The 25746-nt window shown below is 61.4% G+C and carries 18 protein-coding genes and 1 pseudogene; 14 read left to right on the top strand and 5 right to left on the bottom strand.

Annotated elements, in window-relative coordinates:
* Positions 1-37 precede the first annotated feature (37 nt).
* The 6 genes from ACMXX3_RS05805 (at position 38) to ACMXX3_RS05780 (ending at position 6095) form a co-directional block, all read left to right on the top strand.
* On the top strand, positions 38-727 hold the full coding sequence (locus tag ACMXX3_RS05805) for a FadR/GntR family transcriptional regulator (RefSeq protein ID WP_421083803.1): 690 nt from the start codon (positions 38-40) through the stop codon (positions 725-727).
* 41 nt (positions 728-768) lie between these two features.
* Complete coding sequence (denD, locus tag ACMXX3_RS05800) at positions 769-1722, top strand: D-erythronate dehydrogenase (RefSeq protein ID WP_421083802.1); 954 nt, start codon at positions 769-771, stop codon at positions 1720-1722.
* Between the two features lie 217 nt (positions 1723-1939).
* Complete coding sequence (locus ACMXX3_RS05795) at positions 1940-2953, top strand: substrate-binding domain-containing protein (protein ID WP_421083801.1); 1014 nt, start codon at positions 1940-1942, stop codon at positions 2951-2953.
* A 13-nt stretch (positions 2954-2966) separates the two neighbouring features.
* Positions 2967-3998 carry an ABC transporter permease gene (locus ACMXX3_RS05790; RefSeq protein WP_421083800.1) on the top strand — a complete coding sequence of 344 codons (1032 nt, stop codon included), beginning with the start codon at positions 2967-2969 and terminating at the stop codon, positions 3996-3998.
* Positions 3995-4813 carry an ATP-binding cassette domain-containing protein gene (locus tag ACMXX3_RS05785; protein WP_421083799.1) on the top strand — a complete coding sequence of 273 codons (819 nt, stop codon included), beginning with the start codon at positions 3995-3997 and terminating at the stop codon, positions 4811-4813. The genes ACMXX3_RS05790 and ACMXX3_RS05785 overlap by 4 nt, the downstream gene beginning before the upstream one ends.
* 520 nt (positions 4814-5333) lie before the next feature.
* A complete protein-coding gene (locus tag ACMXX3_RS05780) occupies positions 5334-6095 on the top strand; it encodes a LamB/YcsF family protein (RefSeq protein WP_421083798.1) in 762 nt (253 codons plus the stop codon).
* 91 nt (positions 6096-6186) lie between these two features.
* Here ACMXX3_RS05780 and ACMXX3_RS05775 read toward each other — a convergent pair whose 3' ends face one another.
* Complete coding sequence (locus ACMXX3_RS05775; RefSeq protein ID WP_421083797.1) at positions 6187-7083, bottom strand: DUF559 domain-containing protein; 897 nt, start codon at positions 7081-7083, stop codon at positions 6187-6189.
* Between the two features lie 393 nt (positions 7084-7476).
* On the opposite strand from ACMXX3_RS05775, the gene ACMXX3_RS05770 reads away from it, so the two are divergent.
* The 3 genes from ACMXX3_RS05770 to ACMXX3_RS05760 all read left to right on the top strand — a co-directional run bounded on the left by ACMXX3_RS05770 (position 7477) and on the right by ACMXX3_RS05760 (position 12929).
* A complete protein-coding gene (locus ACMXX3_RS05770) occupies positions 7477-9324 on the top strand; it encodes a carboxyltransferase domain-containing protein (RefSeq protein WP_421083796.1) in 1848 nt (615 codons plus the stop codon).
* Between the two features lie 5 nt (positions 9325-9329).
* Entirely contained in the window at positions 9330-11138 is a 1809-nt protein-coding gene (locus ACMXX3_RS05765; RefSeq protein ID WP_421083795.1) for an acetyl/propionyl/methylcrotonyl-CoA carboxylase subunit alpha, read from the top strand.
* A gap of 1104 nt (positions 11139-12242) precedes the next feature.
* Complete coding sequence (locus ACMXX3_RS05760; protein ID WP_421083794.1) at positions 12243-12929, top strand: GntR family transcriptional regulator; 687 nt, start codon at positions 12243-12245, stop codon at positions 12927-12929.
* An 88-nt stretch (positions 12930-13017) separates the two neighbouring features.
* Here ACMXX3_RS05760 and ACMXX3_RS05755 read toward each other — a convergent pair whose 3' ends face one another.
* Together ACMXX3_RS05755 and ACMXX3_RS05750 are read right to left on the bottom strand one after the other, a co-directional pair.
* Positions 13018-14247, bottom strand: a complete 1230-nt coding sequence (locus ACMXX3_RS05755; protein ID WP_421083793.1) for an NRAMP family divalent metal transporter — start codon at positions 14245-14247, stop codon at positions 13018-13020.
* Between the two features lie 231 nt (positions 14248-14478).
* Positions 14479-17322, bottom strand: a complete 2844-nt coding sequence (locus tag ACMXX3_RS05750) for a choice-of-anchor M domain-containing protein (RefSeq protein ID WP_421083792.1) — start codon at positions 17320-17322, stop codon at positions 14479-14481.
* Between the two features lie 166 nt (positions 17323-17488).
* On the opposite strand from ACMXX3_RS05750, the gene ACMXX3_RS05745 reads away from it, so the two are divergent.
* The 5 genes from ACMXX3_RS05745 to ACMXX3_RS05725 are packed head-to-tail and all read left to right on the top strand — an operon-like array spanning position 17489 to position 23836.
* Positions 17489-19588: a TIGR03773 family transporter-associated surface protein gene (locus ACMXX3_RS05745; RefSeq protein WP_421083791.1), complete on the top strand. Its 2100-nt coding sequence runs from the start codon at positions 17489-17491 to the stop codon at positions 19586-19588.
* 3 nt (positions 19589-19591) lie between these two features.
* Complete coding sequence (locus tag ACMXX3_RS05740; RefSeq protein ID WP_421083790.1) at positions 19592-21202, top strand: anchored repeat ABC transporter, substrate-binding protein; 1611 nt, start codon at positions 19592-19594, stop codon at positions 21200-21202.
* Between the two features lie 5 nt (positions 21203-21207).
* Positions 21208-22260: a choice-of-anchor M domain-containing protein gene (locus ACMXX3_RS05735; protein WP_421083789.1), complete on the top strand. Its 1053-nt coding sequence runs from the start codon at positions 21208-21210 to the stop codon at positions 22258-22260.
* Positions 22260-22994 (top strand): anchored repeat-type ABC transporter ATP-binding subunit, encoded by a 735-nt coding sequence (locus tag ACMXX3_RS05730; protein ID WP_237221558.1) that lies wholly within the window; start codon positions 22260-22262, stop codon positions 22992-22994. The genes ACMXX3_RS05735 and ACMXX3_RS05730 overlap by 1 nt, the downstream gene beginning before the upstream one ends.
* Complete coding sequence (locus tag ACMXX3_RS05725) at positions 22991-23836, top strand: anchored repeat-type ABC transporter permease subunit (protein WP_421083788.1); 846 nt, start codon at positions 22991-22993, stop codon at positions 23834-23836. The genes ACMXX3_RS05730 and ACMXX3_RS05725 overlap by 4 nt, the downstream gene beginning before the upstream one ends.
* Here ACMXX3_RS05725 and ACMXX3_RS05720 read toward each other — a convergent pair.
* Together ACMXX3_RS05720 and ACMXX3_RS05715 are read right to left on the bottom strand one after the other, a co-directional pair.
* Positions 23805-23969, bottom strand: a pseudogene (locus ACMXX3_RS05720) (alcohol dehydrogenase); the annotation flags it as partial. The gene ACMXX3_RS05725 and the pseudogene ACMXX3_RS05720 sit on opposite strands and share 32 nt — an antisense overlap.
* A gap of 164 nt (positions 23970-24133) precedes the next feature.
* Positions 24134-25339: a hypothetical protein gene (locus ACMXX3_RS05715; RefSeq protein ID WP_421083787.1), complete on the bottom strand. Its 1206-nt coding sequence runs from the start codon at positions 25337-25339 to the stop codon at positions 24134-24136.
* Positions 25340-25746: the final 407 nt, after the last annotated feature.

Here is a 25746-nt window from a genome sequence, read left to right as displayed (position 1 = left end):
CATAGAGTCAATTTGAATTTAAGAAAGAGAGAAGAACGTGAGCAGGCAAAAATCTGACATCGTCGTTGAGAAGATCCTCCACGACATCGAACGAGGCCGGTACAGCACCGGCCAGTCCATGCCGTCCGAATCAGAGCTCGCAGAACACTACGAAGTTTCCCGTCTTACCATCCGCGAAGCTGTTAAATACCTAGCCGCCCGTGGCGTCCTCGAAGTCTCCCACGGCCGCCGCAACCAACTCGCCCCCGCTGAATCCTGGTCCATCCTTGACCCCGACATTGCCATCGCCCGCGGCAAACTTACCGGTGATCACCTCACCTGGACCCTAGAGCTCATGGAGGCCCGCACCATCATCGAGGTCGGCGCTGTCGCCTTAGCCGCCCGCCGTATCACCGACGAACACCTCACCCGCATGCAGGAGCTCCTCCAGGTCATGGACGGCGAGGACGTAGACGCAGTCGTTGCCGCCGATATGGCCTTCCACCGACTTATTTTCGACGCAGCAGCCAACGAATATATCACCGCAACATACGACAGCCTCGAAGCAATCCTGCGTTCAATCCGCCAAAAAACCTCATCATCAGCCGAAGTCAGGAATGAAGCCCAACACTGGCACCGCGCTATCTACCGAGCACTAGCAACCCAAGATGAAACTGCAGCCCGCGCCGCTATGGAATCCCATATGCACCAAACTTCTCAAGGAATCGCCAAAACCATTACCACCTAGATCTCCCCTGCCAAGACCGCCCCCACGCAATAGGAGAACCCATGCACATCCTCATCACCGGTGGAGCAGGCTTCCTCGGAACCCAGCTCACCCAAGCACTCCTTGCCAGCAAAGACGCCGGTACCGCCCCCATCCCTTTCGACAGCATCCTCTCGGTGGACCTCACCACCAGCCAAGTAACTGATAAACGCGTTACCAGCGCCGTCGGCGACATCACCGACCCCGCCTTTATCAACCCTTTAATCAACGAAAATACCGTCGCCATCTACCATCTTGCCGCCGTGCTCTCTGGCGGGTCAGCCCAGAACTTCGACGCAGCCATGGCTGTCAACATCGACGCCACCCGTCTGCTTCTCGAAGCCGCCCGTACCCAGGCCACCACTCCGCGTTTCATCTTCACCTCCTCTTTAGCGGTATTTGGCGGCGACGTCCCTGACACCGTACCGGCAACCTACGGAACCCAGCCCACCTCAACATACGGAGCCACCAAAGCCATCGGGGAACTCCTCGTCAACGAATACAGCCGCAAGGGCTACATCCACGGTCTAACGTGCCGCCTACCCACAATCTCCGTCCGCCCCGGTTCCCCCAACTCAGCAGCGTCCTCTTTTGCATCAGGAATCATCCGCGAACCTCTGAACGGACTTCCCTCCACCTGCCCCGTTCCTCACAACACCCGCATGTGGCTCTCATCCCCCAACACCATCATCACCAACCTCCTTCACGCCCTCACCCTCCCCACTGACACTCTGCCCACCTGGCGGGTCCTTAACATGCCCGGCATCAGCGTCACCGTCTGTGACATGCTCGCTGCACTCGAAGACGTTGCCGGACAGGACGTCCGTGCCCTCGTCACCGATGAACCCAACCAGGACATCATGGATATCGTCTGTTCCTGGCCCGGGGCTTTCGACGTATCCCAAGAGCTAGCCCTCGGTTTCACTGCTGACACCACCTACCAGGACATCATCATCCAGCACCAAAACAGCGTCTAACCCCTACACTGCCACCCCCGGTTTCTTCCCCTTAACTTTTGGTTGAGTCCCAACGGGAATAAAACCGGGGGTTTATTCTTTAATAGTTATGCTCCCGCCCCAAAGCCCAGCTTCAGCAAGAGCAAACACCCGTTGAAGTCGACCCCACTACGACTCCTGCCAAGCAACCAAACCACATGCCCGCAAACCACCACTGCCCCAACCACGAGGTACCACCATGAAGCGCCCACCCTTCATTCATCGCGGCATCGTCGCCGTAGCGGCAACAGCAACTCTCATTCTCACAGCCTGCGGCGGCCCAGCAGGTGTCAACGGCGAACTCAAAAACAAGGGCAACAGCAGCAGCGTAGCTGCCGGAACCGTCGACACCCCCGCCCTAAAGGTCGCCTTTATTACCCACTCCTCATCAGGCGACACTTTCTGGGATATCGCCCGCAAGGGTGCTGAAACCGCAGCTGCCAAAAACAACATTGAACTCCTCTACAACGCCGACCCCGACGGCTCCCGCCAGGCCCAGCTCGTCGAACAGGCTGTAGACCAGGGCGTTGACGGCATCGTCGTCACCCTCGCCAAGCCCGACGCCCTCGCAGGTGCCCTCGCCAAGGCCAAGGACGCAGGAATCCCAGTCTTCACCATCAACTCCGGCGAAGCAGAATCAGCCACCGTTGGCGCCCTGGCCCACTTTGGTCAGAACGAATCCGTCGCCGGTGAAGCCGCCGGTGAAGCCCTCAACGAGAGCGGCGCCAAGCGTGTCATCTGCGTAATTCATGAACAGGGCAACGTCGGCCACGAAAGCCGCTGCGAAGGCGTCCAGAAAACCTTCACCGGCCAGTATGAAGTCCTCTACGTGCAGGCTGCCGATATGACCAACGTTGCCTCTACCATCACCTCAAAACTGCAAACTAACGCAGACATCGACGCGATTCTGACCCTGGGTGCCCCCTACGCCATGACCGCCATCGACTCCGCTTCAGATGCAGGGTCCACCGCTACTGTCTCCACCTTCGACCTCAGTGCCGATGCCATCGGCGCCCTCCAGGACGGCAAGCTCGGCTTCATCGTCGACCAGCAGCCCTACCTGCAGGGCTACTCGGCTGTTGACGGCATCTGGCTCTACAAGACCAACGGCAACGTCCTCGGCGGCGGCCAGGCCGTCCTCACCGGCCCCCAAATCATCACTTCCGAAAATGCCGCTGCTGTTGCTGAATACGCAGCCAACGGCACCCGTTAAGGAAGCCGACCCTATGACCACTACTGACGAGCGACTCGCTCGCCCCAACCTCTTCGTTAGGTTCTTCAGCCAACCCATCGCAGGCGCTTTCACCGCAGCTGTTGCCCTCTTCATCATCTTCGCGATGGCCTCTAGCCAGTTCCTCCAGCCGACCTCTATCGCCACCGTCCTCTACGGCGCCTCTACCGTAGGCATCATGGCCGTCGGCGTCTCCCTCCTCATGATTGGCGGTGAGGTAGACCTATCAGCAGGTGTCGCCGTCACCACCAGCGCCCTCTCAGGGGCGATTTTTACCTACTGGTTCGGCACGAATGTCTGGTACGGGGTGATCTTTTCGCTCCTGCTCTCATTAGGTATCGGAGCCCTCAACGGCTACCTCCTGACCAAGTCAAAGCTAGCTAGCTTCATCGTCACCCTCGCCACCTTCTTCATGCTGACCGGCATCAACCTCGGTGTCACCCGCATGCTCACCGGCGGTGTTGCTACACCTTCTATTGGAAGTGGATTCGGCTTCGATTCAGCTGCAACTGTCTTCGCCTCTGAGGTACCTATCGCCGGAGTTAACGTCAAAATCACGGTCTTCTACTGGATTGCTTTGGTACTCATTGCCACCTGGATCCTCCAGCGCACCCGGGCAGGCAACTGGATCTTCGCCTCCGGTGGAGCCCCCGACGCGGCCCGCGCTGTCGGCGTCCCCGTCGTCCGCACCAAAATCGCCCTCTACATGGGTGTCAGCTTCTGCGCCTGGCTCCTGGGCATGCACCAGCTCTTCGCCTTCCGCACCGTCCAGTCCGGTGAAGGTATCGGCAACGAATTCCTCTACATCATCGCAGCAGTCGTCGGCGGGTGCTTGATGACGGGTGGCTATGGATCAGTCATCGGCGGCGCCTTCGGCGCCCTCATCTACGGCATGGCCCTCAAGGGTATCGTCTACGCCGAATGGAATCCGGACTGGCTCAAGTTCTTCCTGGGCCTCATGCTCCTGATTGCAACCGTCCTTAACTTCACCCTCCAACGTCGAGCTACCCGAGGGAGAACCCCATGACGCCCCAACCCCTCATCACGCTCACCCAGGTCGGCAAAGACTACGGCAACATCATTGCCCTCCGCAATGTCGATCTTGAAGTACGCGCCGGGGAAGTCACCTGCGTCCTGGGCGACAACGGTGCAGGTAAATCAACCCTGATTAAGATCATCGCTGGCCTCCACAAGCACGACCACGGCACCTACGAGGTCAGTGGTGAGGACGTCCGCTTCAACTCCCCCCGCGAAGCCCTTGACCGGGGTATCGCAACCGTCTACCAGGACCTCGCTGTAGCCCCCCTCATGCCCGTCTGGCGAAACTTCTTCCTCGGGTCTGAAGTGACTAAGGGTTGGGGCCCCTTCAAGCGTCTCGACGTTGAGTACATGCGCGAGACCACCAAAAAAGAACTGCTGGATATGGGTATCGACCTGCGCGATGTCAACCAGCCCATCGGCACCCTGTCTGGTGGCGAGCGCCAGTGTGTAGCTATCGCCCGTGCCGTCCACTTCGGCGCTAAGGTGCTGATTTTGGACGAGCCCACGGCAGCTCTCGGTGTGAAGCAGTCTGGTGTGGTTCTGAAGTACATCCTGCAGGCCCGCGACCGGGGCCTGGGCGTCATCTTCATTACCCACAACCCCCACCATGCCTACCCGGTGGGTGACCGCTTCCTCGTGCTCCAGCGCGGCCGCTCAATTGGCTACCACGGCAAGAGCGAGATAACCGTTGACGAGCTCACCCGACTCATGTCAGGTGGGGCCGAACTGGAAGCTTTAGTCCATGAACTGCAAGCAACAGCTACAGGACACTCTGATGAAGCAGATGCGAGCGCTACTTAAAACTTGTTCCCAGAACAGACAGCTCTTTTCTGCTAATTAACCGAGAAAGGCGAGCCACTTCTGGCTCGCCTTTTCTCAAAACACACACACTTTCGGGGCGGCCCTCACGGGCGGCTACCTTTTCAGAAAGAAACACATTTTTCTTGAAAGGATTCTCACGAATCTTGAGCTTTCCGGTTTTCTCTCCTTGAGCTCTTGATTCAAGTATGGCAAGCCGGACTATGGTTGCACTTGATGCCGGCTGTGTCTTAGCTGTGAGGCGTTAGCCCGCTGGAAAAGCGTCCTCATGTTCCCCTGGGCCGGGCGCCGCCCAAGCCCTACCCCCTTAACTGAGAAAAGCGAGCCGGTGGCTCGCGTTTCTCAATCACATACATTGTTTGGGGCGGCCCTCACGGGTGGCCCTTGTCAGCTGCGGGTAGCTATCCCGCTGGCTGATATATCCAGTATGGTTTGCCCACCTTTGCGGTTGCCTATGTCAGGCTATGCGTAAGCTGTGCGTCCGTGCGGGTACCCTGGTGCTATGACTACACGCGTACTTGACCTCAATTCAGACTCTGGTGAGTCTTTCGGCTCTTGGACTATGGGAGACGATGCTGCGATGATGCAGATTGTGTCTTCCGCTAATATTGCCTGCGGCTTCCATGCTGGCGACCCGTCGGTGGCGCGGGCAACGGTGCGGGCGGCCCGCGAGAACGGCGTTACTGTCGGGGCCCATGTGTCCTACCCCGATTTGGGTGGGTTTGGCCGTCGTTTTATGGATATGACTGCCACTGAGCTCACCGATGCGGTGATTTACCAGGCTGGTGCCCTGCAGGCTATTGCCCGTGTTGAGGGTACTGAGGTGCGTTACTGTAAGCCCCACGGCGGGCTCTATAACGCGATCGTCCATCATGCTGTGCAGGCCCAGGCGGTGGCCCAGGCCCTGCATGAGCTGGGTGACCTGCCGATTCTCTGCCTACCCGGTTCGGAGGTGGCCCGGGCTGCCGATGCCCTGGGCGTCCCTGTTTTCTATGAGGCTTTTGCTGACCGCGGCTACACCCCCGAGGGTACTCTGGTGTCCCGGCGCGAGCCCGGGGCGGTCATTCATGATCCGCAGGCTGTGGCTGAGCGCGTTGTCCGTATGGCGGTTGACGGGGAGGTTGTTGCCGTTGACGGGTCTGTTATTCCCTTGCAGGCCGCCAGCGTCTGCGTCCACGGTGATACCCCCGGTGCTGTGGCTATTGCGGCTCAGGTGCGTTCTGCCCTTGAGGACGCCGGGGTTCAGGTGGCGGCCTTCGCCTAGGACCTGCCTGCGAGTGTGCCACTTATTCCCGAGCTGTGGGGGTCTTACTGCCCCGCTCGGGAGTAAGTGGCACATTCGGCGAACCGGCCACCTACCGTACCCCGGCCCGCACCAGCAGCTCCCTCAGATTCTCCGGAGCTTTGAGCAGGTCGTCCCAGTGCGCCCGCACCACCCGATACCCCAGCTTCTCAAGCCTGCGCTGCCGGTAGCGCTCCTGCTTAATCTCATGGGTCGTATCCCGGTCACTGCCGGTGTATTTGACCATGCCGTCGATCTCAAGGATCACCCTGAATTCCTCCCACAGAAAATCCGGCCGGTAGAGGTAGCCGTCAACCCACACCTCAATCTGCTCTTGTGGAGGGGTAAATCCCCAGGTCAAGATCCGATATCTAGCGATTGTTTCAGCAATAGACTCAGCCTTACCGCTCATCAGCCGCACTACCTCGCGGGCGTTGCGCACCCCGCGTCCTGAGCTTGCCGCCACCGCTTCAGCAAAGTCACCGGCCCCCATCATGCCCTGGTGCAGAAAATAATCAACAACGCACAGGGCCTCCAGGACGGGCAGGCTTCTAGCGCAGTCAAGGGCGGTGTGCAGGACGGACGTCACCCCCACCCCTTGGTAGTGCTCGGCGGCAGCGCACTCGGCCGTCCGCCCCGGGCTCACCTTCACCCCGGGACGCGAGCGCACCTCAGGGCTCGGGTGGCTTACGCGGATTACCTGCGGCAGCTTCAGGAGGGGAGCGCCCCACCATAGGGCTGCTGACTCGTGGCTCAGAATGTAGTCCGGGTTCGTTTTGATAAAGGCCAGGTGGCGGGCGGTGGTTTGCTGGGTGTGGTTCCAGCTGTGCCAGGTGGTTGCGTCGGTGTAGATGTTTCGGCGTATTTTGATGAGCTTTTGGGCGTGGCAGAGGCGGGCGAGGGCGTTAGCTGAGATACCTTCATGGCCCAGCTCGCGGGCTGTTTTGAGGTGGGGGAGGTATGTGTTCATGGTTTTTTCCTACCCCAGTAGGCAGGCCTGTTTCTGCGGTTTTGAGTAATCTGTGGATAACTTTGGCTCTGAAGTGGTTGTTTTCTCTGTGGGCGCAGTCTGTGTCAGGAAGGTTGCGTTGGTGAGGCTGGTTATCCACAGGACGTCGGGGGGTGGCTTGGTGGGTTCGTCGGGGTTTTCCGCGAGTGTGCCACTTATTCCCGAGATGTGGGGGTCTTACTGCCCCGCTCGGGAGTAAGTGGCACCTTCGGTGGTGAGGACGGGGGGGACTTGCGTGCGCCCCGCCACATCTGCCAAAATTGTTGAACAATCTCAGGAAGAGGGACATGAATCAGGCCCACCGCCGGGCCAGCCGCTACTCCGTCCCCCAAGAAGCTAGCAGAGAGGGGCGCCATGGCCACCGCACAGACACCCGGCAGGTCCACCGCCAGCGGGCGCACAGCCGATATCTACACGGTCAAACCTTTCGGAGCCCTGGCTGCCCTGGTTGACTGCCGTACCCTTGAGAACGCCCTGCACCTGCACGGCCACCTGCAGCAGCACCCGGCCCAGGGTCAGGTTGAACTGGTTCCTGCAGCCCAGACCGTCCTGGTGCGTTTTGAAACCCCTGCCCACACGGCGTCCTTCCTGGGAAATCCCCGCCTGCCGCAGGCCTCTGGCGATGTGCGCACCCACGGGCACACCGTGACCATTCCGGTCATCTACGACGGCCAGGACCTCGCCGATGTGGCCAACCACCTGGGTATCAGTGAGCAGGCGGTTATCTACGCCCATACCACCGGTCACTGGTCGGTAGCTTTTGCAGGTTTTGCCCCCGGCTTCTTCTACCTGCACCGGCACGATAATGTGCTGGATGTTCCGCGACGAGCCACCCCGCGTACGTCGGTGCCCGCTGGGGCGGTGGGTCTGGCCGGGGACTTCTCGGGTATCTACCCCCGCACCTCCCCCGGCGGCTGGCAGCTGATCGGTCGCACTAACGCGCCGCTTTGGGACCTCACTCAAAACCCGCCCGCCCTCCTGGAGCCGGGTATGCAGGTGCAGTTCGAGGCGGTGCGCGAGCTCATTACGGCTTCTCAGGCAGGGGTTCAGGACGCCCCCGCCCCGGCTCAGCAGCCCCGGGCAGGTTCACACCCGGGCAGCTCTGGGCAGACGGACGCCCCCGCCCACCCCACTGAGCCCGGGCAGGTACCTGCCCAACCTGCGTTTGAGGTGAAGGCTCCCGGCCTGCTGACCCTCTTCCAGGATTCCGGCCGGGCTGGCCTGACTCACTGGGGCGTCTCCCCCTCTGGGCCTGCAGACCGGGCTGCGGCAGCTGAAGCTAACCGTTTGGTCGGTAATTCGGCTGGTGCTACCGTACTCGAAAACCTCGCTGGCGGACTGAAGCTGACCGCCCTGGCCGATGTAGAGTTAGCCCTGACAGGGGCAGATACCCCGGCGCAGATTACCCAGGACGCCCCCGGGCAGCCTACAGGCCCCGCAGAGGGTTCAGCCCCGGTGGCAGAGACACCCCTGACCGTGCCCTCCTATGCCCCCTTTGCCTTGAAGCCCGGCCAGACCCTCACCCTGGGCGCCCCGGCCCGGGGCTTACGCACCTATCTCGCGGTGCGCGGAGGGTTTGCCGCTAGAACCGAGGCGGCGAGCGCCTCCCGCGATACTCTCGCCAGTCTGGGCCCTGCCCCCCTGGGTGTTGGCGAGCGCCTGGGCCGGGCCTGCACCAGCTCAGCGGTGGTGGCTGACCCGGCGTCCGCACTGCCCCTGCCGGAGCCGGGCAATGTGCTGAAAATCCGTACCTATGCTGGGCCGCGTGAGGACTGGTTTACCCCCGAGTCCCTGGGTAGGTTTACCAATATGACCTGGGAAGTCTCCCAGTCCAGTGACCGTATCGGGGTCAGGCTGATTTTGGCTGACGCTGCACAGAAAGCCCCGCTGGGGCAGGACGTCCCGAGCACCCCCACAGACGGGTCCGCAGCCCCCCAGCCCACCGGCGTCCTCACCCGGTCTATAACCCGGGAGCTGCCCAGCGAGGGCATGATGGCCGGGGCGATTCAGGTGCCGCCCAGCGGTGAGCCCGTGGTCTTCCTGGCCGACCATCCGGTCACAGGCGGCTACCCCGTTATTGCGACGGTCCACCCGGCTGACCTGCGCTTACTGGCCCAGGCCCCGCCCGGTACCCGCCTGCGGTTTGACCTCCTGACCTTCCCCGATTCCACCCCTGCCTGCCCCTCCGAGACTGAAAAGTGAGCCCCATGCGTAAAGTTTTAGTTGCTAACCGTGGCGAGATTGCCGTCCGTATTATTGGTGCCTGCGCCGCCCAGGGGATCGCGTCGGTGGCGGTCTACGCCGATTCGGACGCCGAGGCTCTGCACACCGCCCTGGCCGATGAGGTCTACGCCCTGGAGGGCACCGGCCCGGCGGAAACCTACTTGGATATAGAGAAGGTGCTGGCGGTAGCGGTAAAGTCGGGGGCTACCGATGTTCACCCCGGCTATGGTTTTTTGGCGGAGAACGCCGACTTTGCCCGCGCCGTGATCGCTGCGGGGCTGACCTGGATTGGCCCTGCTCCTGAGACTATCGAGGCCCTGGGAGATAAGGTTAAGGCCCGCGAGCTGGCCCAGTCGGTGGGGGCTCCCCTGGCACCCGGGTCGGACGGCCCCGTCGCCTCCCCCGAAGAGGCCCGCGCCTTTGCCCAGGAGCACGGCCTGCCCTCCATCATCAAGGCTGCCCACGGCGGCGGCGGGCGCGGTATGCGTATCGTGCGGGAACTGGGCGAGGTTGAGGACGCCTTCGTCGCAGCTTCGCGGGAGGCTGTGGCTGCCTTCGGCAACGGGGAGTGCTTCATTGAGCGTTTCCTAGAGAAGCCCCGCCATGTGGAGGCCCAGGTGGCTGCTGATTCCCACGGCAATGTGGTGGTGGTGGGCACCCGCGATTGCTCTTTGCAGCGCCGTAATCAGAAGCTGATTGAGGAGGCCCCTGCCCCCTTCCTCACCGAGGAGCAGCGGGCCCAGATTGAGCGGGCGTCCGCTGAGATTTTCCGGGCTGCCGGGTATGTGGGTGTGGGTACCGCCGAGTTTATGGTGGCCCTTGATGGCACCATTTCCTTCCTGGAGGTCAATACCCGCATTCAGGTGGAGCACCCGGTCACTGAGGAGGTCACCGGCGTTGACCTGGTGACCCTGCAGCTTGATATCGCGGCGGGCAAGCCCCTGCCCTTTACTGAGACTCCTGAGCCGATTGGCCATGCCTTTGAGTTCCGCATCAATGCCGAGGATCCGGCTCGGGGCTTCCTGCCCGCAGCCGGCCGTCTTGAGTCCATCACCGTACCCTCTGGCCCCGGGATCCGCTGGGACGCCGGGGTGCGCCCGGGCTCTGTGGTCAGCGGTGAGTTTGATTCTATGCTGGCCAAGCTGATTGTCACCGGCCCCACCCGTGAGGTGGCCCTGCGTCGGGCCCGTTTCGCCCTGGCCCAGATGGACATCGCCGGGGTGGCAACCGTCCTGCCCTTTGACCGGCAGGTGCTTGAAGCACCAGCCTTTACCGCTGAGGGCGGAGATTTCGGGGTCTACACCACCTGGATTGAGGACGTCTTCCTCCCCTCCCTTGCCCAGGGCAAGGACGCTGCCTCCACCTCTACTAGCGCCGAGGCTGGGGGCGGGGCGCAGGCGTCCTACCGTCAGCCCCTGCTGCCGGTGGGCGCTAGCGCCTTCCCGGGCACCGGCATCACCCGCTTCACCCTGGAAATTGACGGCACCCCGCACCGGGTGGGCCTGCCCGATTCGGTGTTTGCTTCTTTGGGTTCGGGTGCGGACGCGCCCGCCCCCGCGAGCGGGCAGGAGCAGGCAGGTGCCGGGCAGGTACTAGCCCCTATGGGTGGGGCCCTGCTCAAGTACACCGTGGCTGTGGGCGATGAGGTTGCCGCAGGGGATCAGGTGGCCCTGTTGGAGGCCATGAAGACCGAGGTGCCCGTGCTGGCTGAAGCCGCCGGAACCGTGGCAGAACTTCCCGCCCAAGTAGGTAAGCGCCTAGCGGCAGGTGAGGTGCTGGTGGTTTTTGAGTAAAAGAAGTCCCCGCATTCATGAGCGAATGCGGGGATTTAAACTTCATTCAAAAATACCTGGGTCACTTTTAATACCAACACAATAAGTTGGCGGCCCGGTTTCTGATTAAAGCCTACGCGCGCGCAATAGGAGAATCAATAGAACATATTTTCTAAGATGCAGGTTACTATCTATACATGACCTACCCTTTTGAAGCTCATATGGCTCCTGCCCGATTTGCTTCCTACGCTTCATGGAGCCCGAATAGAGAGGTACAGAGAGCGCTTTATCTGTGGAATATCGAGTTAGCCCAGGCCCTCAATACGACGCTAGGTCACGTCGAAGTTTTCTTGAGACACGCTATCGATACTCAACTGCGCACTTGGAATTTACAGCAACCGTACTTAGATCCCATGCCTGAAGTTCACCCTCGTGACCCCAGATATCGATACGGTGGAGCTAGCGAGGAGTGGCTAAAGCACCCCGCCAAAGAATTAGCCACACTTATCATTACAGGCCGAGGCAGAAAAACTTCCCCTTACGATACGGCCTACCAGCGAGCTGTCGCTGACCAAAGTAACCGAATTGCTACCCACCCCAGATACGGTCACACGGTTAACTACGACGACATTCTTGCTCATACAACTCTGGGGCTTTGGGGGCGCCTTTTACCCGATGCGAGATATAGGGCTGACCCTTCCAATCCAAGGTATCTGAGTCGCGACAAGCAGAGAATACGCGACGCACAAATCAAACTCTGGAATGAAAGTATCAAAAATGCCTTTCCCCACCAGAACGCCTATCCGTATCTCATCTCCCATCGAGTCAACCAGGTAAGTACTGCTCGAAACCGCATAGCTCATCAAGAAAGCCTGCTCAACGTTGATGTTAAGAAGGTTTTCCGATGCGCTGTCCGCCTGACTCAGGCTATCGATCCGGCCCTTGGAAGCTGGGTAGCTGGCACTTCTCGCGTTATGCAGGTCTACACCCAAAAACCCTATGGATAGCGGGTCTTGTCACGATGAGTGCCCGCGCCACGTCAGCGAACTTCTGCACCTACCCGCTTCCCCAGGGGCGGGGCTGGGCGCTTATCTGCCGTGGATTCTTGCTCGGTAGAATGAAACCGTGAACCCCGAGACTACCAGCATCGATATTGCACCCTCCCTGGCAGAGATTGCCCGCACCCGGCCGAGCCATGCCCAGACTACCGATTGGGCGGCTGATACCCTGCGTTCCGCTATGGACGCCGGCGCCCTCACCCCCGGTTCCAAGCTCACCGAGGAGCACCTGGCTGCCACTTTGGGGGTCTCCCGCAACACCCTGCGGGCAGCTTTCACCCTCTTGGAGGCCCAGAACCTGGTTGAGCGAATCCCTAACCGGGGGGTGTTTGTGGCTAAGCCCGGCCCGGAGCAGGTTGCCGATTTATTTATTGAGCGCTGGGCGATTCAGGCTGCTGCCCTGGACGTGGCTCCTGCTGGCCCTATCCCCCAGGCTCATCGGGCCCTGACGCGGGCTGAAGAGGCCCGGGAGCGCGGGTCGGTCGCGGGCATGGCGGGGGCCAACCAGGATTTTCACCGGGCCCTGGTCGATCATGCAGGCTCTGCTCGCTTAACCCAGGCAATGTCACGCATCCTGGCTGAAATGCGCCTGCTCTTCTTTTCGCAGGTGACAGTGCCGGGCTTCCACGCCCCCTATGTGGAGCGCAACGCCCACCTCCTTGCCCTCATTGAATCTGGCCAGGCCGAGGCCGCCCGCGCCTACCTGCGGGATTACCTGGTGGAGTCCCGCAACTACTTCACGCAAGGGTTTTAAAGCGTCAAGGACGCCCCCGCCCCGCCTTTCGTGGTGAAAGGTGGGGCGGGTGCGTCCTTATCTACAGCCTAGGTGGCAGGGGCTGGGTTTAGCCTGCCCAGAGGGCGGCAATACCGCTGAGGGACTTGTAGCCCAGGTAGATGGTCAGCAGCCAGGAGACCCAGCCGATGGCGATGAGCCAGACGGGGTAGGCGTAGCCCTTGAGCAGGGTCTTGGCGCGGAAGGTTGCCACAAACAGCAGAACCGCAAAACCGACCGGCAGGATCAGGCCGTTGACGGCACCGGCAACAATCAGCAAGGTGGCGGGGGCCTTACCCGCGATCACGAAGACGATGGTTGAGACAACGATGAAGCCGATGGTCAGGGCGTTCTTGACGGTCACGGAGGTCTTGGAGGAGGTCAGGAAGGAAACCGAGGTGAAGGCCGCACCGATGACCGACGAGATAGCTGCACCCCAGAGAATCAGACCGAAGAGGCGGGTTCCCATTTCACCTGCTGCGATGCCGAAGGCCTGGCCAGCGATGGATTTTTCAGTATCGAGGGCTACACCGGTAGCAACCACGCCCAGGATTGCGAGGAAGAGCAGGAAGCGCATCACACCGGTGATGATAATGCCGGTGACGGATGAGCGGGAGATATCCTTGACGTATTCAGCACCTGAGATACCGGCGTCCAGCATACGGTGGGCACCGGCGTAGGTGATGTAGCCGCCCACGGTGCCACCGACCAGGGTGGTAATAACAGTGAAGTTCACTTCGTCGGGGATGACAGTGTTTTTGAGGGCTTCACCGACAGGCGGGTTGGAGACGATGGCGACGTAGAGGGTTGCCAGGATCATGACGGCGCCGAGGACAACGACAATGCGGTCCAGGGCTACACCGGCTCGTTTGGAGAGGAAGACGCCGATGGCCAGGACGGCAGTGACGATACCGCCGGTGGTGGCGTCCATGCCGAGCATGGAGTTTAGGCCCAGGCCGCCGCCGGCGACATTGCCGACGTTGAAGACGAAGCCGCCCAGAGCCACCAGGACGGCCAGGAAGATACCCAGGCCGGGTAGGACGGAGTTGGCGAGCTCTTGGGCTTTCATACCGGAGACGCCGATGACGCGCCAGACGTTGAGCTGCACGGCGATGTCAATGAGGATCGATACCAGAATCGCAAAGGCGAAGGCTGCGCCCATCTGGTAGGTGAATTGGCCGGTTTGGGTGATGAAGCCGGGGCCGATGGCGCTGGTGGCCATGAGGAAGAGGGCACCGAGGAGGGCGGTGCGGCGGCCTTTGTCGGCCTGTTCTTTGGGGGTGATGAGGGCGTCAGCCATGTGTGTTGCTCCCTGTCTCTGGAGGACGCTACGGGCGGCCGGCCCTCTTGAGGGGGCGCCGGTGCGTTCTAGGTCATAGAGATAGATTACACAATTGTTGAACAATCGCAAGATGTTTCTCATGCCCTGCCCCAAGAGGCCCGTAGAGACAGGACCGCCCGGCAGTCAACCCAGGACGATTCCGGGGCCTAACTGCCGGGCGATAGATTCACCCGCACGAGGTTGTGGGGCTTAGCGCTGGCGGCGGCGCAGGGTCAGGACGCCAGCCGTCAGGGCTGCGAGTCCAGCTAGGCCAAGACCGGCCACCTGGGCACCGGTGGAGGCAAGCACCCCACCACTTGCAGCAGGCTGGCTGCCTGCAGGCTGGAAGCCCTGCTGGGTTCCAGTGCCGCCGTTCGGGGTATCCGCCTGGACTCCGGGGGTTGCGGACTGGCTTGCCCCTGAAGTGGCGCCGGGGGTGGAAGCAGGCTGGCTGCTGGTGCTAGGGGCAGGGGCCGGCTGGGGCGCAAAGACGGGCAGGCTGCTGGGGTCGGCGCTCGGCACAGGGTTGGGCTGGCTGGTCGGCTCGACGCTGGGCTCAGCAGTCGGCTCGACACTGGGTTCAACACTGGGTTCTGCAGTCGGCTCAGCACTAGGTTCTACAGTCGGTTCAACACTGGGCTCGACGCTGGGTTCCACAGTCGGTTCAGCACTGGGCTCAACAGTCGGCTCAACAGTCGGTTCAGGGCTGGGCTCTGCAACTGCGGTGAGGCAGTCGTCGATGGCCTGCTGGCCAACAGCAAAGGTAGCCTGCTGAATCTCGCTGCGGGCGGTAGTGCCGTCGGGAAGCGGGGCGCTGTAATAGACCTCGAAGGTGTAGGTGCCGGGGCTGGTGAAGACCCAGTTAGCGTGGGCGTGGGTGGCGAAGTCTATGGTGATTGCGGTCTTGGCCTGCTCGCGGGCTGCCCCACCGGCAGCGTGGAGGGTCACCTTTCCTGCAAAGTCCTGTTCGTAGATTCCGTAGGAGGCCCCCTGGGGCAGGTTCTTGGGCACCATGTGCAGGGTAACAGGCCCGGTGATCTGGCTGTAGTCGACGTCCTGGGTATTCCAACCGGGCCAGACGATTCCTGGCTGCTGGGTTTGGGGCAGGCCGTAGAACTCGCTCCCGGCGGGGCCCAGGAAGTCCAGTTCGGGGTCCATGATTTGGGGGCCGCGGGTAAAGCGGGCAGCCTCGGTGACACCGAAAGCAACCTCGTTGAGGGAGCGGTCGGTGGCTTCGGTGGTGATTTGGCGGGTTTCGTCCTTGAGGGCCAGGGCTAGGGCCCCTCCGGCGAGGGTGGCCTTGATGTCGACGTGGCCATCGGTCAGCAGGTAGCGGCCGGCTAGGTCAGGGGCCTGGCACTGCTGGGCGGGCAGCACAGGGGACGGGGCCGGAGTCGGCTCGATACTGGGGGCCGGGCTAGGTTCGGGGGAAGGGGTCGGGCTGGGTTCTGGGCTGGGCTCGACAGTAGGTTCGGGGCTGGGGGTTGGCTGCTGGACCGGTTCGGTGAGGGTCAGGGCATCTGAGGTGGTGTAGCTCTGCCCGGGCTGGTATTCGCTGGTGACGGTGTGCCGGGCAGTGCGGGCGTCCATGTCGGGGTGGGGGGTGATAGCGAGGATGAGGTGGTGGTTTTTGAGCCAGCTGGCGGCGCTGATGTAGCAGCTGGCGGTCCCGTTATCGACGAAGGTGTAGCAGTTGGCTGAGCCTGAGGCTGAGTCTGCGTTGCGGTACATACCTGCGTGGATGTAGGCCCTGACGGTGGGGTCGGTGAATTTAACCTGCAGGAGGTTGTAACCTTCCTTGTCGGAGGGGGCGACGCTGACGGTGTAGTCACCGCTGGTCAGCTGGTGGTGGCCGGTGGGCAGGACGGTATTGCGGGGGTCGTTGACGGGGGCGGGCCAGGTGCCTTCTCCTGCAGCTGAGCGGACGGAGGCGGTCCCGCCACTCTTATAGGTTAGGGCCGGGGTCACCCACTTGGCGGCTGTGGCGCCGGGGGCTGTTGCAGCGCCGTCCGGCAGGAAGACTGCCTGAATCTGGGAATCTAGGGAGCCTAGCATTTCTGACCAGGTGGCCTTGCCTTCTTCAACGCGGACGTCGGTGAGGAAGTAGCCCTGGTTGTAGAGGGTGAGGGTGCCGGAGACGTCGGTGCGGCCAGCGTCAAAGGTGATGTCGGTGAGGTGCTGGTCGCCGTCCTTTTCCTGGACTGCCTTGGGGGCCAGGGTCAGGCTGTAGTTTTCGGTGGCCAGGGCGGTGGTGAGGGCCTTGTTGTAGGTCTCAACCAGGGGCGCTTCAGTTGCGACACCAGCACCGTCTACCGGGCGATTGCCGCCCACCTGCCAGATGGCGGTGGTGGGCTTGGATTCGATGGTTTGGCCGTCGAGCCCGCGGGCTACGGTGCGGTAGGTGACCTCGTAGCGGCCGGGGCGGGAGAAGGTGGTGAAGTTGTGGGTGTGGGCGCCGGGGGTCAGGACGGCTGACTGGAAGTCAGGGTCGGTGGAGCTGAGCATACGGCGCACATCGTTGGGGAAGTAGTTGGAGCGGTAGGTGAACATCTCCATGACGCCGGGGCCCTTAACGTTGAGCAAATCCAGGGTGAAGGTTCCGTCGCGGAAGTTTTCGATGGGGATGTCGGTGTCTGCCCCGAAGCCGATCCAGGCCGGGTTGTGGTTGCCGTAGGGCAGGGAGGGGGCCATGTAGAGTTGCTGGCCGGGTTCACCCAGGAAGCGGGCGTTGGGGGAATCAGGCACGGTGAAGATGTACTGGTTGGTCGCAGATTCGCGGGCTGAGTAGCCCTTGCCGATCCAGAGGACGGACTTGTCAAAGGGGACGAGGGCGTCGTTCTTGTCGCCGTGGGGCATTTTGCCGTAGAGGCTGAAGCTGTTGTTTTCCCAGACGGTTTGGGGGGCGTCGATGTGGGCTTGGGTGCCGACGATTTTGCCGTCGTCGGGGCCTGCGATTGCGGGCATGGAAGACCCGATGAGGGCGGCGATGGCAAGGGCTGAGAGGGTCAGGGCGGGGGTTTTTCGGACGCGAACGCCGGGGGCTGATTTGTGCATGATGTGCTTTCTCGGTGGTGGGGTTGGGGGGTTCGGCAGTGACCCACCCAAGAATTTGAGAATGATTATCATTAAAGATAGAGTGGGTGCCAGAGAAAAGCAAACAGGGCACACTGCTGTGCCCTGACACCACACACCTGCACGAGCACTAGAAAGTACCCCTCCTATGCAGCTTCCCCTCCGTCCCTTTTCCGTTGCCGCCCTGGCCCTAGGCCTCTCCCTGGGCCCCCTGGCCGTCAACCCCAGCGTCGCTACAGAGGCCACCCAGAACCCCGAGGCAAGCGTCACAGCAACCGCCAGCCCCGAGGCCGCCCCCGTCACCGTCCTGCGGACCGAACACACTGACGCCGTCGCCCTGGGCCTCACCGACGGCAAGCTCGACCTCTTCACCTACGCCGACCTGCCCGGCGCCCCCCGCACCCGCCTGGATCCTGCCACCACCGTCTTCAACCTGGAAGACAAGGGGGAAACCCGCGTCCAGGTCCCTGCAGGCTTTGACTTCCTGGGCCAGGAGGGCCAAACCATCTGGCTGGCCCCCCAAACCCAGATTGCAAACGTCATCTGGCCAGGCTGGAACACCGAAGATATCCGCCCCGGCTCCCTGGCTGGAGACTCTCTCACCCTGGAACTGGTGGGGGCTAAAACCCCGGACGGCGGTGCCGTCGAAGTCTTCCAGTCCTCCCCCTTTGGCACCTCCCGGGTCTTTAGCTCCCGCGAGAAGCTCCCTGCCCTCAACCAGCCTGTGGGGGCCCACGTCCACGCCAACTGGGCCTTCACCGCCCTGGGCACCTACGAGCTGACCTTCAAGGCCAGCGCAACCCTGGCTGACGGCACCCCCGTATCTACTGAGCAGACCTACACCTTTGTCATCGGGCCAACCTCAAGCCCGGAGGTCACTCCCGCACCCGACGCCAGTGAAGCGGCACCGGTAGAGACCAGCCCGGCCCCAACCACCCCGGCCCCGGGTGAACCCAGCACCAATCCTGCAGAACCAGGTGCCCCCGAGGGCAGCCAGCCCGCCCCCACCACCCCCGCCTACCCTGAGTTCGTCAATACCCCGGCCCCCGCACCCCACACCCCAAGCACCCCGGCAGGCCCCACCACCGAGGCCCCCAGCCAGCAATCAGGCCAGCAACACGCAGCCCCGGCTGCCCCGGCCCCACAACAGCAACCTGCCCAGCAGCAGGTAGCCCAGGCCCCGGCAGGTTCATCAGCCCCCGCCCAGTGCCTGGCCACCGAAGAGATCGTGAAGACCGCCGACCAGGCAGCTTCTGCAACCCAAGAATCTGGCACCCCAACCGCCAACCGGGCGTCCTTCACCGACCTACCCGCCAAGCCCCGCTTCAGTATCGTCACCGCTACCAACACCGGATCCGACCGGGCCACCAGCGGCCACTTTGACTTCGGGGCCGTCCTAGACGGTGGAGCCCTCAGCGCCCAGGTTAAGGACGATCGCACCTCCCCCGCTATCTGGAAGCAGCCCGGGGCCCTCACCTTCATCCTGGGTGATGCCGCCAAGACCAAACTCCCGGCAGGCATGGACCATATCGCCCCGGCAGGGAGCGAGGTCTACCTCATCGGAGCTACCCAGCAGGCCAACGTCCCCTGGGTAGGCTGGAACACTCAGAACCCCGCCCTTGTTGATCAGGCGGCAGGCCCCGTCACCCTAACCCTGAGTGACCTCCAGGGCCCGGGCCGTCTCTCCGTCTTCCTCTCGGGCAACTTCGGCGGTGCGGGCACCCCCGTCTTCAACGGGGTGGGGGACTCCTTCTCCGTACCGCTCAACACTCACCAGCACGGCAACTGGGTCTTCACCGCCCCCGGCGTCTACACCGCGGCCCTGACCTGGTCAGCCAAGCTCAAGGACGGCTCCACCCAGACCGCCACCGGGACCCTCCGTTTTGAGGTAGGCGATATCAGCGCAGCGCAAACCCCCCAGAACGGTACGAGCCAGACCCCTGACACCCCCGCTGGATCCACCCAGAATCAACAGCAGGGCTCCGCCCCCGGCAGCGTCGACCAGGCCACCGGAATTGTGACCCGCCCAGACGGTAGCCAGGTGCGGATCGTCGGCAAGACCGCCGATGGCGCTGACTGCACCCTGACGGCCAGCCAGCTTGCTGACGCCCAGCAGGCCTCGGCCCGCGGAGAACTGGCCTACACCGGCTCATCCGCTATCACCACCCTGACCGTCGGCGGCCTGGTTGCCCTGCTTGCCGGTGGCCTGGCCCTGGTAGCTGCCCGCCGCCGGACCCGGGGAGCTTAACCCGTGGCGACCCGCGTCCTCAAGGGTCTAGCCACCCTCGCCTGCACCCTGGTTCTGGCCGCCTGTTCTGCGGCCGGGGCCGGGGTGCCCGGCAGCTCCACCGATACGGCCGACTCCCGTTTAAAGGTGGTGACCTCAACCCCCATCCTGGCTGATTTAGCGTCAGCTGTAGCGGGCGACCGGGCCCAGGTAACCTCCCTGGTCCCGGCAGGGGCAGACCCCCACACCTACGAGCCCTCCCTGCGGGATGTGCGCGATGTTGCCTACGCTGATCTCGCCTTCACCAATGGCCTGCTGCTGGAGCAGCAAAAACTGGTTCGCACGGTGGAGTCCAATCTTCCGGCAGGGGCGGTGTCTGTAGCGGTAGCCGAAGAAATTGAAGGCTACGGGGGTACCCTCATCCCTATCGTTGAGGACGCAGCCCTGGATTCAATCTGGCTGGGCCTTCGCACCTCGGGCGCCCCCCGGGACCGCGAGTTAGCCCGGGATTCATCGGTGGTCTTCCGGGCCACCCGGGCCGAGGGCCCGGGCCAGCTAGCGGCCTTTATCACCGGCACCTTCGGAGCGGTTGAGATGGTTGCAGATTCCCAGGCGGACGGGAGCAAGGCGGCTGGGTCACTGGGCTCAACAGAGTTGCCCCTCCAGGCACATACCCACCTGTCCTGGGCATATACCCAACCCGGTATATACCAGTTGGAGCTTGAAGCCCAGGCCCTCACCCCCGATGGGCACCCTCTAGAGGGACTCCACCCCGTCCCAGCCACCCCCATCCACTTTGCGGTGGGCACCGCCCCTGACGAGCTCGCCGCCCACCTTGAAGAAGAAACCGGCCAGCCCGTCACCGTCCTGGACGCAGGCCACGCCGACCTCACCGCCCAGCTCGACACCGGCCGTCTGGTCATCCGCACCGACTCTGGCGGGCAGGTCACCGAATACGACCCGGCCACCACCGTCATTGCTGTACCCTCCCGCACCCTGCAGGAACTGCCCGCCGGGCCCCAGTACCGATTCCTCGGCAAGCCCGGCAGCCAAATTTACCTGCTGGCCCAGGCCGTGCTGGGCAAGCACGTCCACGGGGAAATCGACCCCCACATCTGGCACTCGGTTCCCAACGCCATGGCCGCCGCCCAGCTCATGCGTGATACCCTCACCGCCGCTGACCCGGCCGGGGCCGCCACCTACCGGGCCAACACCGCCACCCTCATGGAGGAGCTCACCCGCACCGACCAAGAGCTCCACTCTATCTACGGACGGCTGAGCGCCAGCCAGAAAAACCTCATCACCACCCACGACGGCTACCGCTACCTGGCTGCCACCTACGGGCTGACCGTCGCCGGGTACGTCTCCCCCGGCGCCGGGATAGAACCCAGTATTCAGCAACGCGAGCGCCTACGCCGCACTATCGAGGACCTGGCCGTGCCCGCCCTCTACGGCGAGCGCGGTTCTATGGCCAGGACGCCCGTGCTTAAGCAGGTGGGCGAAGAGGTGGGAGTGCGGGTGTGCGAACTCTACTCTGATTCCCTCGACGCTGAGGCTCCCACCTACTCCCGAATGATGCTGGCAAATGCGCAGACCATCGCCGATTGCGCCGCAGCTACCACGACCAGAAAGTAAGACCTATGCCTACTCCTTTCCGAACCCGTACTACCCTGGCTATCGCCGCCCTTCTTCTGGCAGGCCCTGGCCTCCTGGTTTCACCCCCGGCAGCCTACGCTGCGGAGGAGAATAAGAGCGCCGAAGAGCGGGCCCTGGAGCAGACCCTTTCGCCCGATGAGCCCGTGGTGACCGGCCAGCATGAGATTGCTGCCGGGCATGTGGATATGGGCCCGGCCTTTGTGGAGGGCTCTTGGGAGCTTATGTTCCGTGATGATTCAACGGCGACCCCGGTCTGGCGGGATCCGGCTGACGTGGTGCTACGCGGGGACGATACTGCCCTGATGGCTGTGCCGGATGACTCCCGCTATTCCTTTGTGCAGGCTGCCCCCGGGGAGCAGGTCTATGTGATTCCCCAGACCGAGATGGCGGGGGTGGTTTGGCCCGGTTGGAACACCCAGAATCCCCAGGTGGTAGAGCGCCTGGGGCGGGGGGTCACTTTTACCCTTGAGGGTGTTGAGGGCCCCGGTGGTTTCTCGATGTATCTCGAGAACGGTACCTTTGGGGCGCCGGAGGTCCTGTGGACCTCGGATTCTGCTGAACCGCAGGATATCTTCGTTGACCCTAATGTTCACACCCACGCTAACTGGGTGTTTACCCAGCCTGGGGCCTACTACCTGACTGTTCGCGCCCACGCTGAACTGGCCGATGGAACTGCCGTTAGTGACACTGCCCGCCTGCTCTTTGCGGTGGGTTCTTCGGTCACCAATGAGGAGGTCTTCGCTGGGGCCGCCGCCCTGGGTTCACCCGAGAGCGTTGAGGGTGGGCAGGACGCTACCGCCCCGGCTAGCCAGGACCCTGCAGCAACCGAGGAGGCCACCAGCTCCTCGTCCACCCCTGCCTCTGCCGCAAGCCAGGCTGCCTCTGACTCCGGGCAGGATTCTTCTACCCTGGGCACCCTCATGGTGGTGGGTGGAATTCTCCTGGTAGCGGGTGCCGGGCTGGGGGCTGTGCTCATGACCCGCCGCTCATCAGCTGCCAAGGCCCGGGCCTTCAAGCACTCCGGCGGGGGCCAGTAGTGACCTCCCCTGTTCTTACTGTTGACCGGCTTACGGCAGGGTACCCGGGGCGGCCCGTCCTCACCGACCTTTCCCTGACCCTTGAAGCGGGTGAGTTTGTGGGGCTTATCGGGGCCAACGGGGCTGGTAAAACCACCCTGCTGCGCTCCATTTTGGGCCTTGTTCCCACCAGTGGCGGGCGTATTGAGGTGCTGGGGGCACCCCCGGCTAAGGCCCGGGGCCGCATTGGCTATGTGCCCCAGAAGCACCTCTTCCAGTGGGACTTCCCCATTACTGTTGAGCAGGCTGTTATGAGCGGACGCACCCGCGCCATCGGCTGGTTCCGTCGCCCCCGCCAGGCCGACTGGGAGGCCGTCTACTCCGCCCTAGCCCGCGCCGAACTGACCGGCCTCAAGGACCGGGTCGTCGGGGAACTATCCGGCGGGCAGAAGCAGCGGGTCCTTCTTGCCCGGGCCCTGGCGTCCAATCCGCAGCTGCTCCTGCTCGATGAGCCTTTTACCGGCGTGGACGCCCCCACCCAAGACCTTTTGAACACCCTCTACCGGTCCCTCACCGCTGACGGGCTCACCATCCTCATGTCGACCCACGACATGATTGCCGCCCGCGCCTGGTGTACCCGTATTGTGGGCGTCCGCGGCAACCTGGCCGTGGATGCCCCCGCCCAGCAACACAGCGTCGAAGAACTCTACGCCTTCCTGCACGGCCAGCATGAAGGGTGTGAGCGAGCCCTATGATTACCCCTTACGAATTCATCCAAGACCTTTTCAACCCCAACCTGGCTTTTCTGGCGCGGGCCCTGGGGGCTGTTGTGATTGCCTCGATTATTACCGGGGTGGTGGGCTGCCATGTGGTCATGCGCGGCATGGTTTTCATCGGCGACGCCGTGGCCCACTCGGTCTTTCCCGGCCTGGCGGTGGCCTTTGTGGTCGGGGGGTCCTTGGTGGTGGGCGGCCTGGTGGCCGGTGTCATCACCGCGATTCTGGTGGCTATTTTTAGCCAGAACCAGAAGCTCAAGGAGGACGCGGTGATTGGTATTTTCTTTGCCGGTTCCTTCGCCCTGGGTATCACCATTATTTCCCTGGCGCCGGGGTATTCGGGGTCGGTGCAGGATTTCCTCTTCGGCTCTATTGTGGGTATTTCGTCGGCGGACGTTGCCCAGGCTGCGGTGATTGCGGCGGTGCTGCTTCTTGTGCTGGGCCTTTTCCACAAGGAGATTGTGGCGGTGTCCCTGGATAAGGAGAGCGCCAAGGCGGCAGGCCTGCCGGTGCTGGCCCTGGATATTCTGCTCTATGTGGTAGTCACCGTGTCTGTTGTGATTTCCTTGCAGACCCTGGGTAATGTGCTGGTGCTGGCCTTGATTGTGGTTCCGGCAGCCAGTGCCCGCCTGGCCTGTTCCACCCTGGGCCGCATGATGGTTTTTGCCCCGGCCTTTGGGGCGGTAACTTCCACCGTGGGCCTCTACCTGTCCTGGGCCTTTAACCTGCCCACCGGTGGCGTGATCGTCCTGACCATGATTGCCGGTTTCCTGCTGACCTGGGCAGCAAGCCGGATTCGACGGAGGGGACGTCGCCCTTGAGGATGTGGAGGTCGGTACCGCAGATGGTGGTGGTATCAACCTGGGCGATGACGTCGGTGGGGTCGATGATGGTGGGGTTGGGAACTTCTTCCCAGCTGCGCTGGCCGGGGCCGTGGTAAACGAGTGCCTTCATGGGCGCTCTCCTTTGAACCGTCTAGTGTGTTACAGGGCATATGTTCCTTGAGTCATAACCGTAAGACTTGGGGAAGGTTCTAGCAAGACCCACCTCTTTTGCCTGGTCAGGCCAGTGTTTTTCTGCCAGGCAGGGCATGTATGCACACGCATATCCCACGACAACTAGAGGCGCAACAGGGCTTCAACGTCGATAATTTCAAGACTAGACGGGAATTGGCCGCGTTTTTCTACATCATCGATGTTAGGCACAACGGATTCTGATTCAATCTCTTCAGTTTCCAGATTGTACCTATATATAATCATGTCGCCACTATGGTTAAAGTCAAACCTAAACAGGTATTTATCGTATTGTTTATAGAACGACGAAGTGCCACTAGCATCGAAAACTGCAGTATTTTCGGCTGTATGAATATTAGTTTTTACAAGTTTTCCATACCCGGAAACCCACCAGATATTATCACCGTAAGCATAGTATTCATTATAATGAGGATTCAGCTGGTCCATATCTGCCCGAATGGTGTAATCACCGCTCATTTCTTTTTCAACAACGAGACCAGTGGAAGGGTCATAGGATATAAGGCTTGATCCCACTAAATGGCGATTGTCTGCATACCCTGCCCCTTCGGGGGGAGGGATATAATTATCAGATGTGAAATATATGGTGTTGTCGATACATGCGATAGCAGAATTTATGACAGTTAGATATTTCCCTGCATACTTTACAGCAGGTTTATCTGAGAAATTGGGATAGATCCTATAAATTTGTATAGGGGGTCGCATGGCCAATACGGGGTCTTCTATAGCATCTTGTTGGAACCCTGCAGCCCATACAGACCCATCTTCACACACAGTAGACGACCAAAGGGTGGCAGGCACCCTGCGCACAGCAGTGTTCTCGCCTTCAGTGATCATTACTTCAAATTCGTACTCCCCGAGGCGGTCGGGTTCCTCAGCGTACCCGCGGTTGACATAGGCGACAGCCCCACCGGAGACTAGCGGAACTTGGTTATCCACGATGTTTACCGGCGCATTGGGATGTTCGAAAGTTCTTGTTTCTGTTTTTCCGACAACGTAGTGATTCTTTTTGTCTTTTACATGGAGGTTTTTACCATCAAAAGACAGAGCCCCACCATCGAGCCCACCTAAATCCCACCGGGTCCATTCCTTAGATTCTGGGTGAAAAAAGATAACTCCACTGCCGGGTTCATCATATGCAGAAAGACCTCGATAGTCGCCGGACATATAGATTGCAAACGCGGCTGTTTTCATATGGTCTTCTGCCGGGATTTGCACAGCTTCTTGCATAGGCGAACATCCCGCAAGCAACACCCCGGCAACTACTAGTGGACAAGAGATAAATTTACGCATTATCCGCCTTCCTAGTCTGCCTTGAACAATGTACTTATTAAAAATCAAGAAATCTTAGCAGCTGAATTAAATGCGACTACCAAGACGCTATCTAAATATAAGTTAAATTAATAACACCAAAGAAAAATACTCGGGAAGTAAAATTTAATACTGAAATCATCCCTTTAACTGCTTCGGCTCCTTGGGTCTCCGCACGGGAAAATCACACCCCCCCCCCCCCGGCAAAAAGCCGCCACAGATTAGGATATTATAAAATATTCCAAAAGTTTCATAACATTAGACTCCATTATCTCAATGCACTATTTTCAACAGCAAAGTTGATTCACTTCACATTTATAACTATTTGAGAAACAGTGTATCCACCACCACACAAACCGGTCAATGGGGTTGAAAAAAATTTTTAATTT

The organism is Rothia nasimurium (assembly GCF_049068285.1).
Lineage (GTDB): Bacteria > Actinomycetota > Actinomycetes > Actinomycetales > Micrococcaceae > Rothia > Rothia nasimurium_I.
This window is presented reverse-complemented; position numbering and strand designations above follow the sequence as displayed.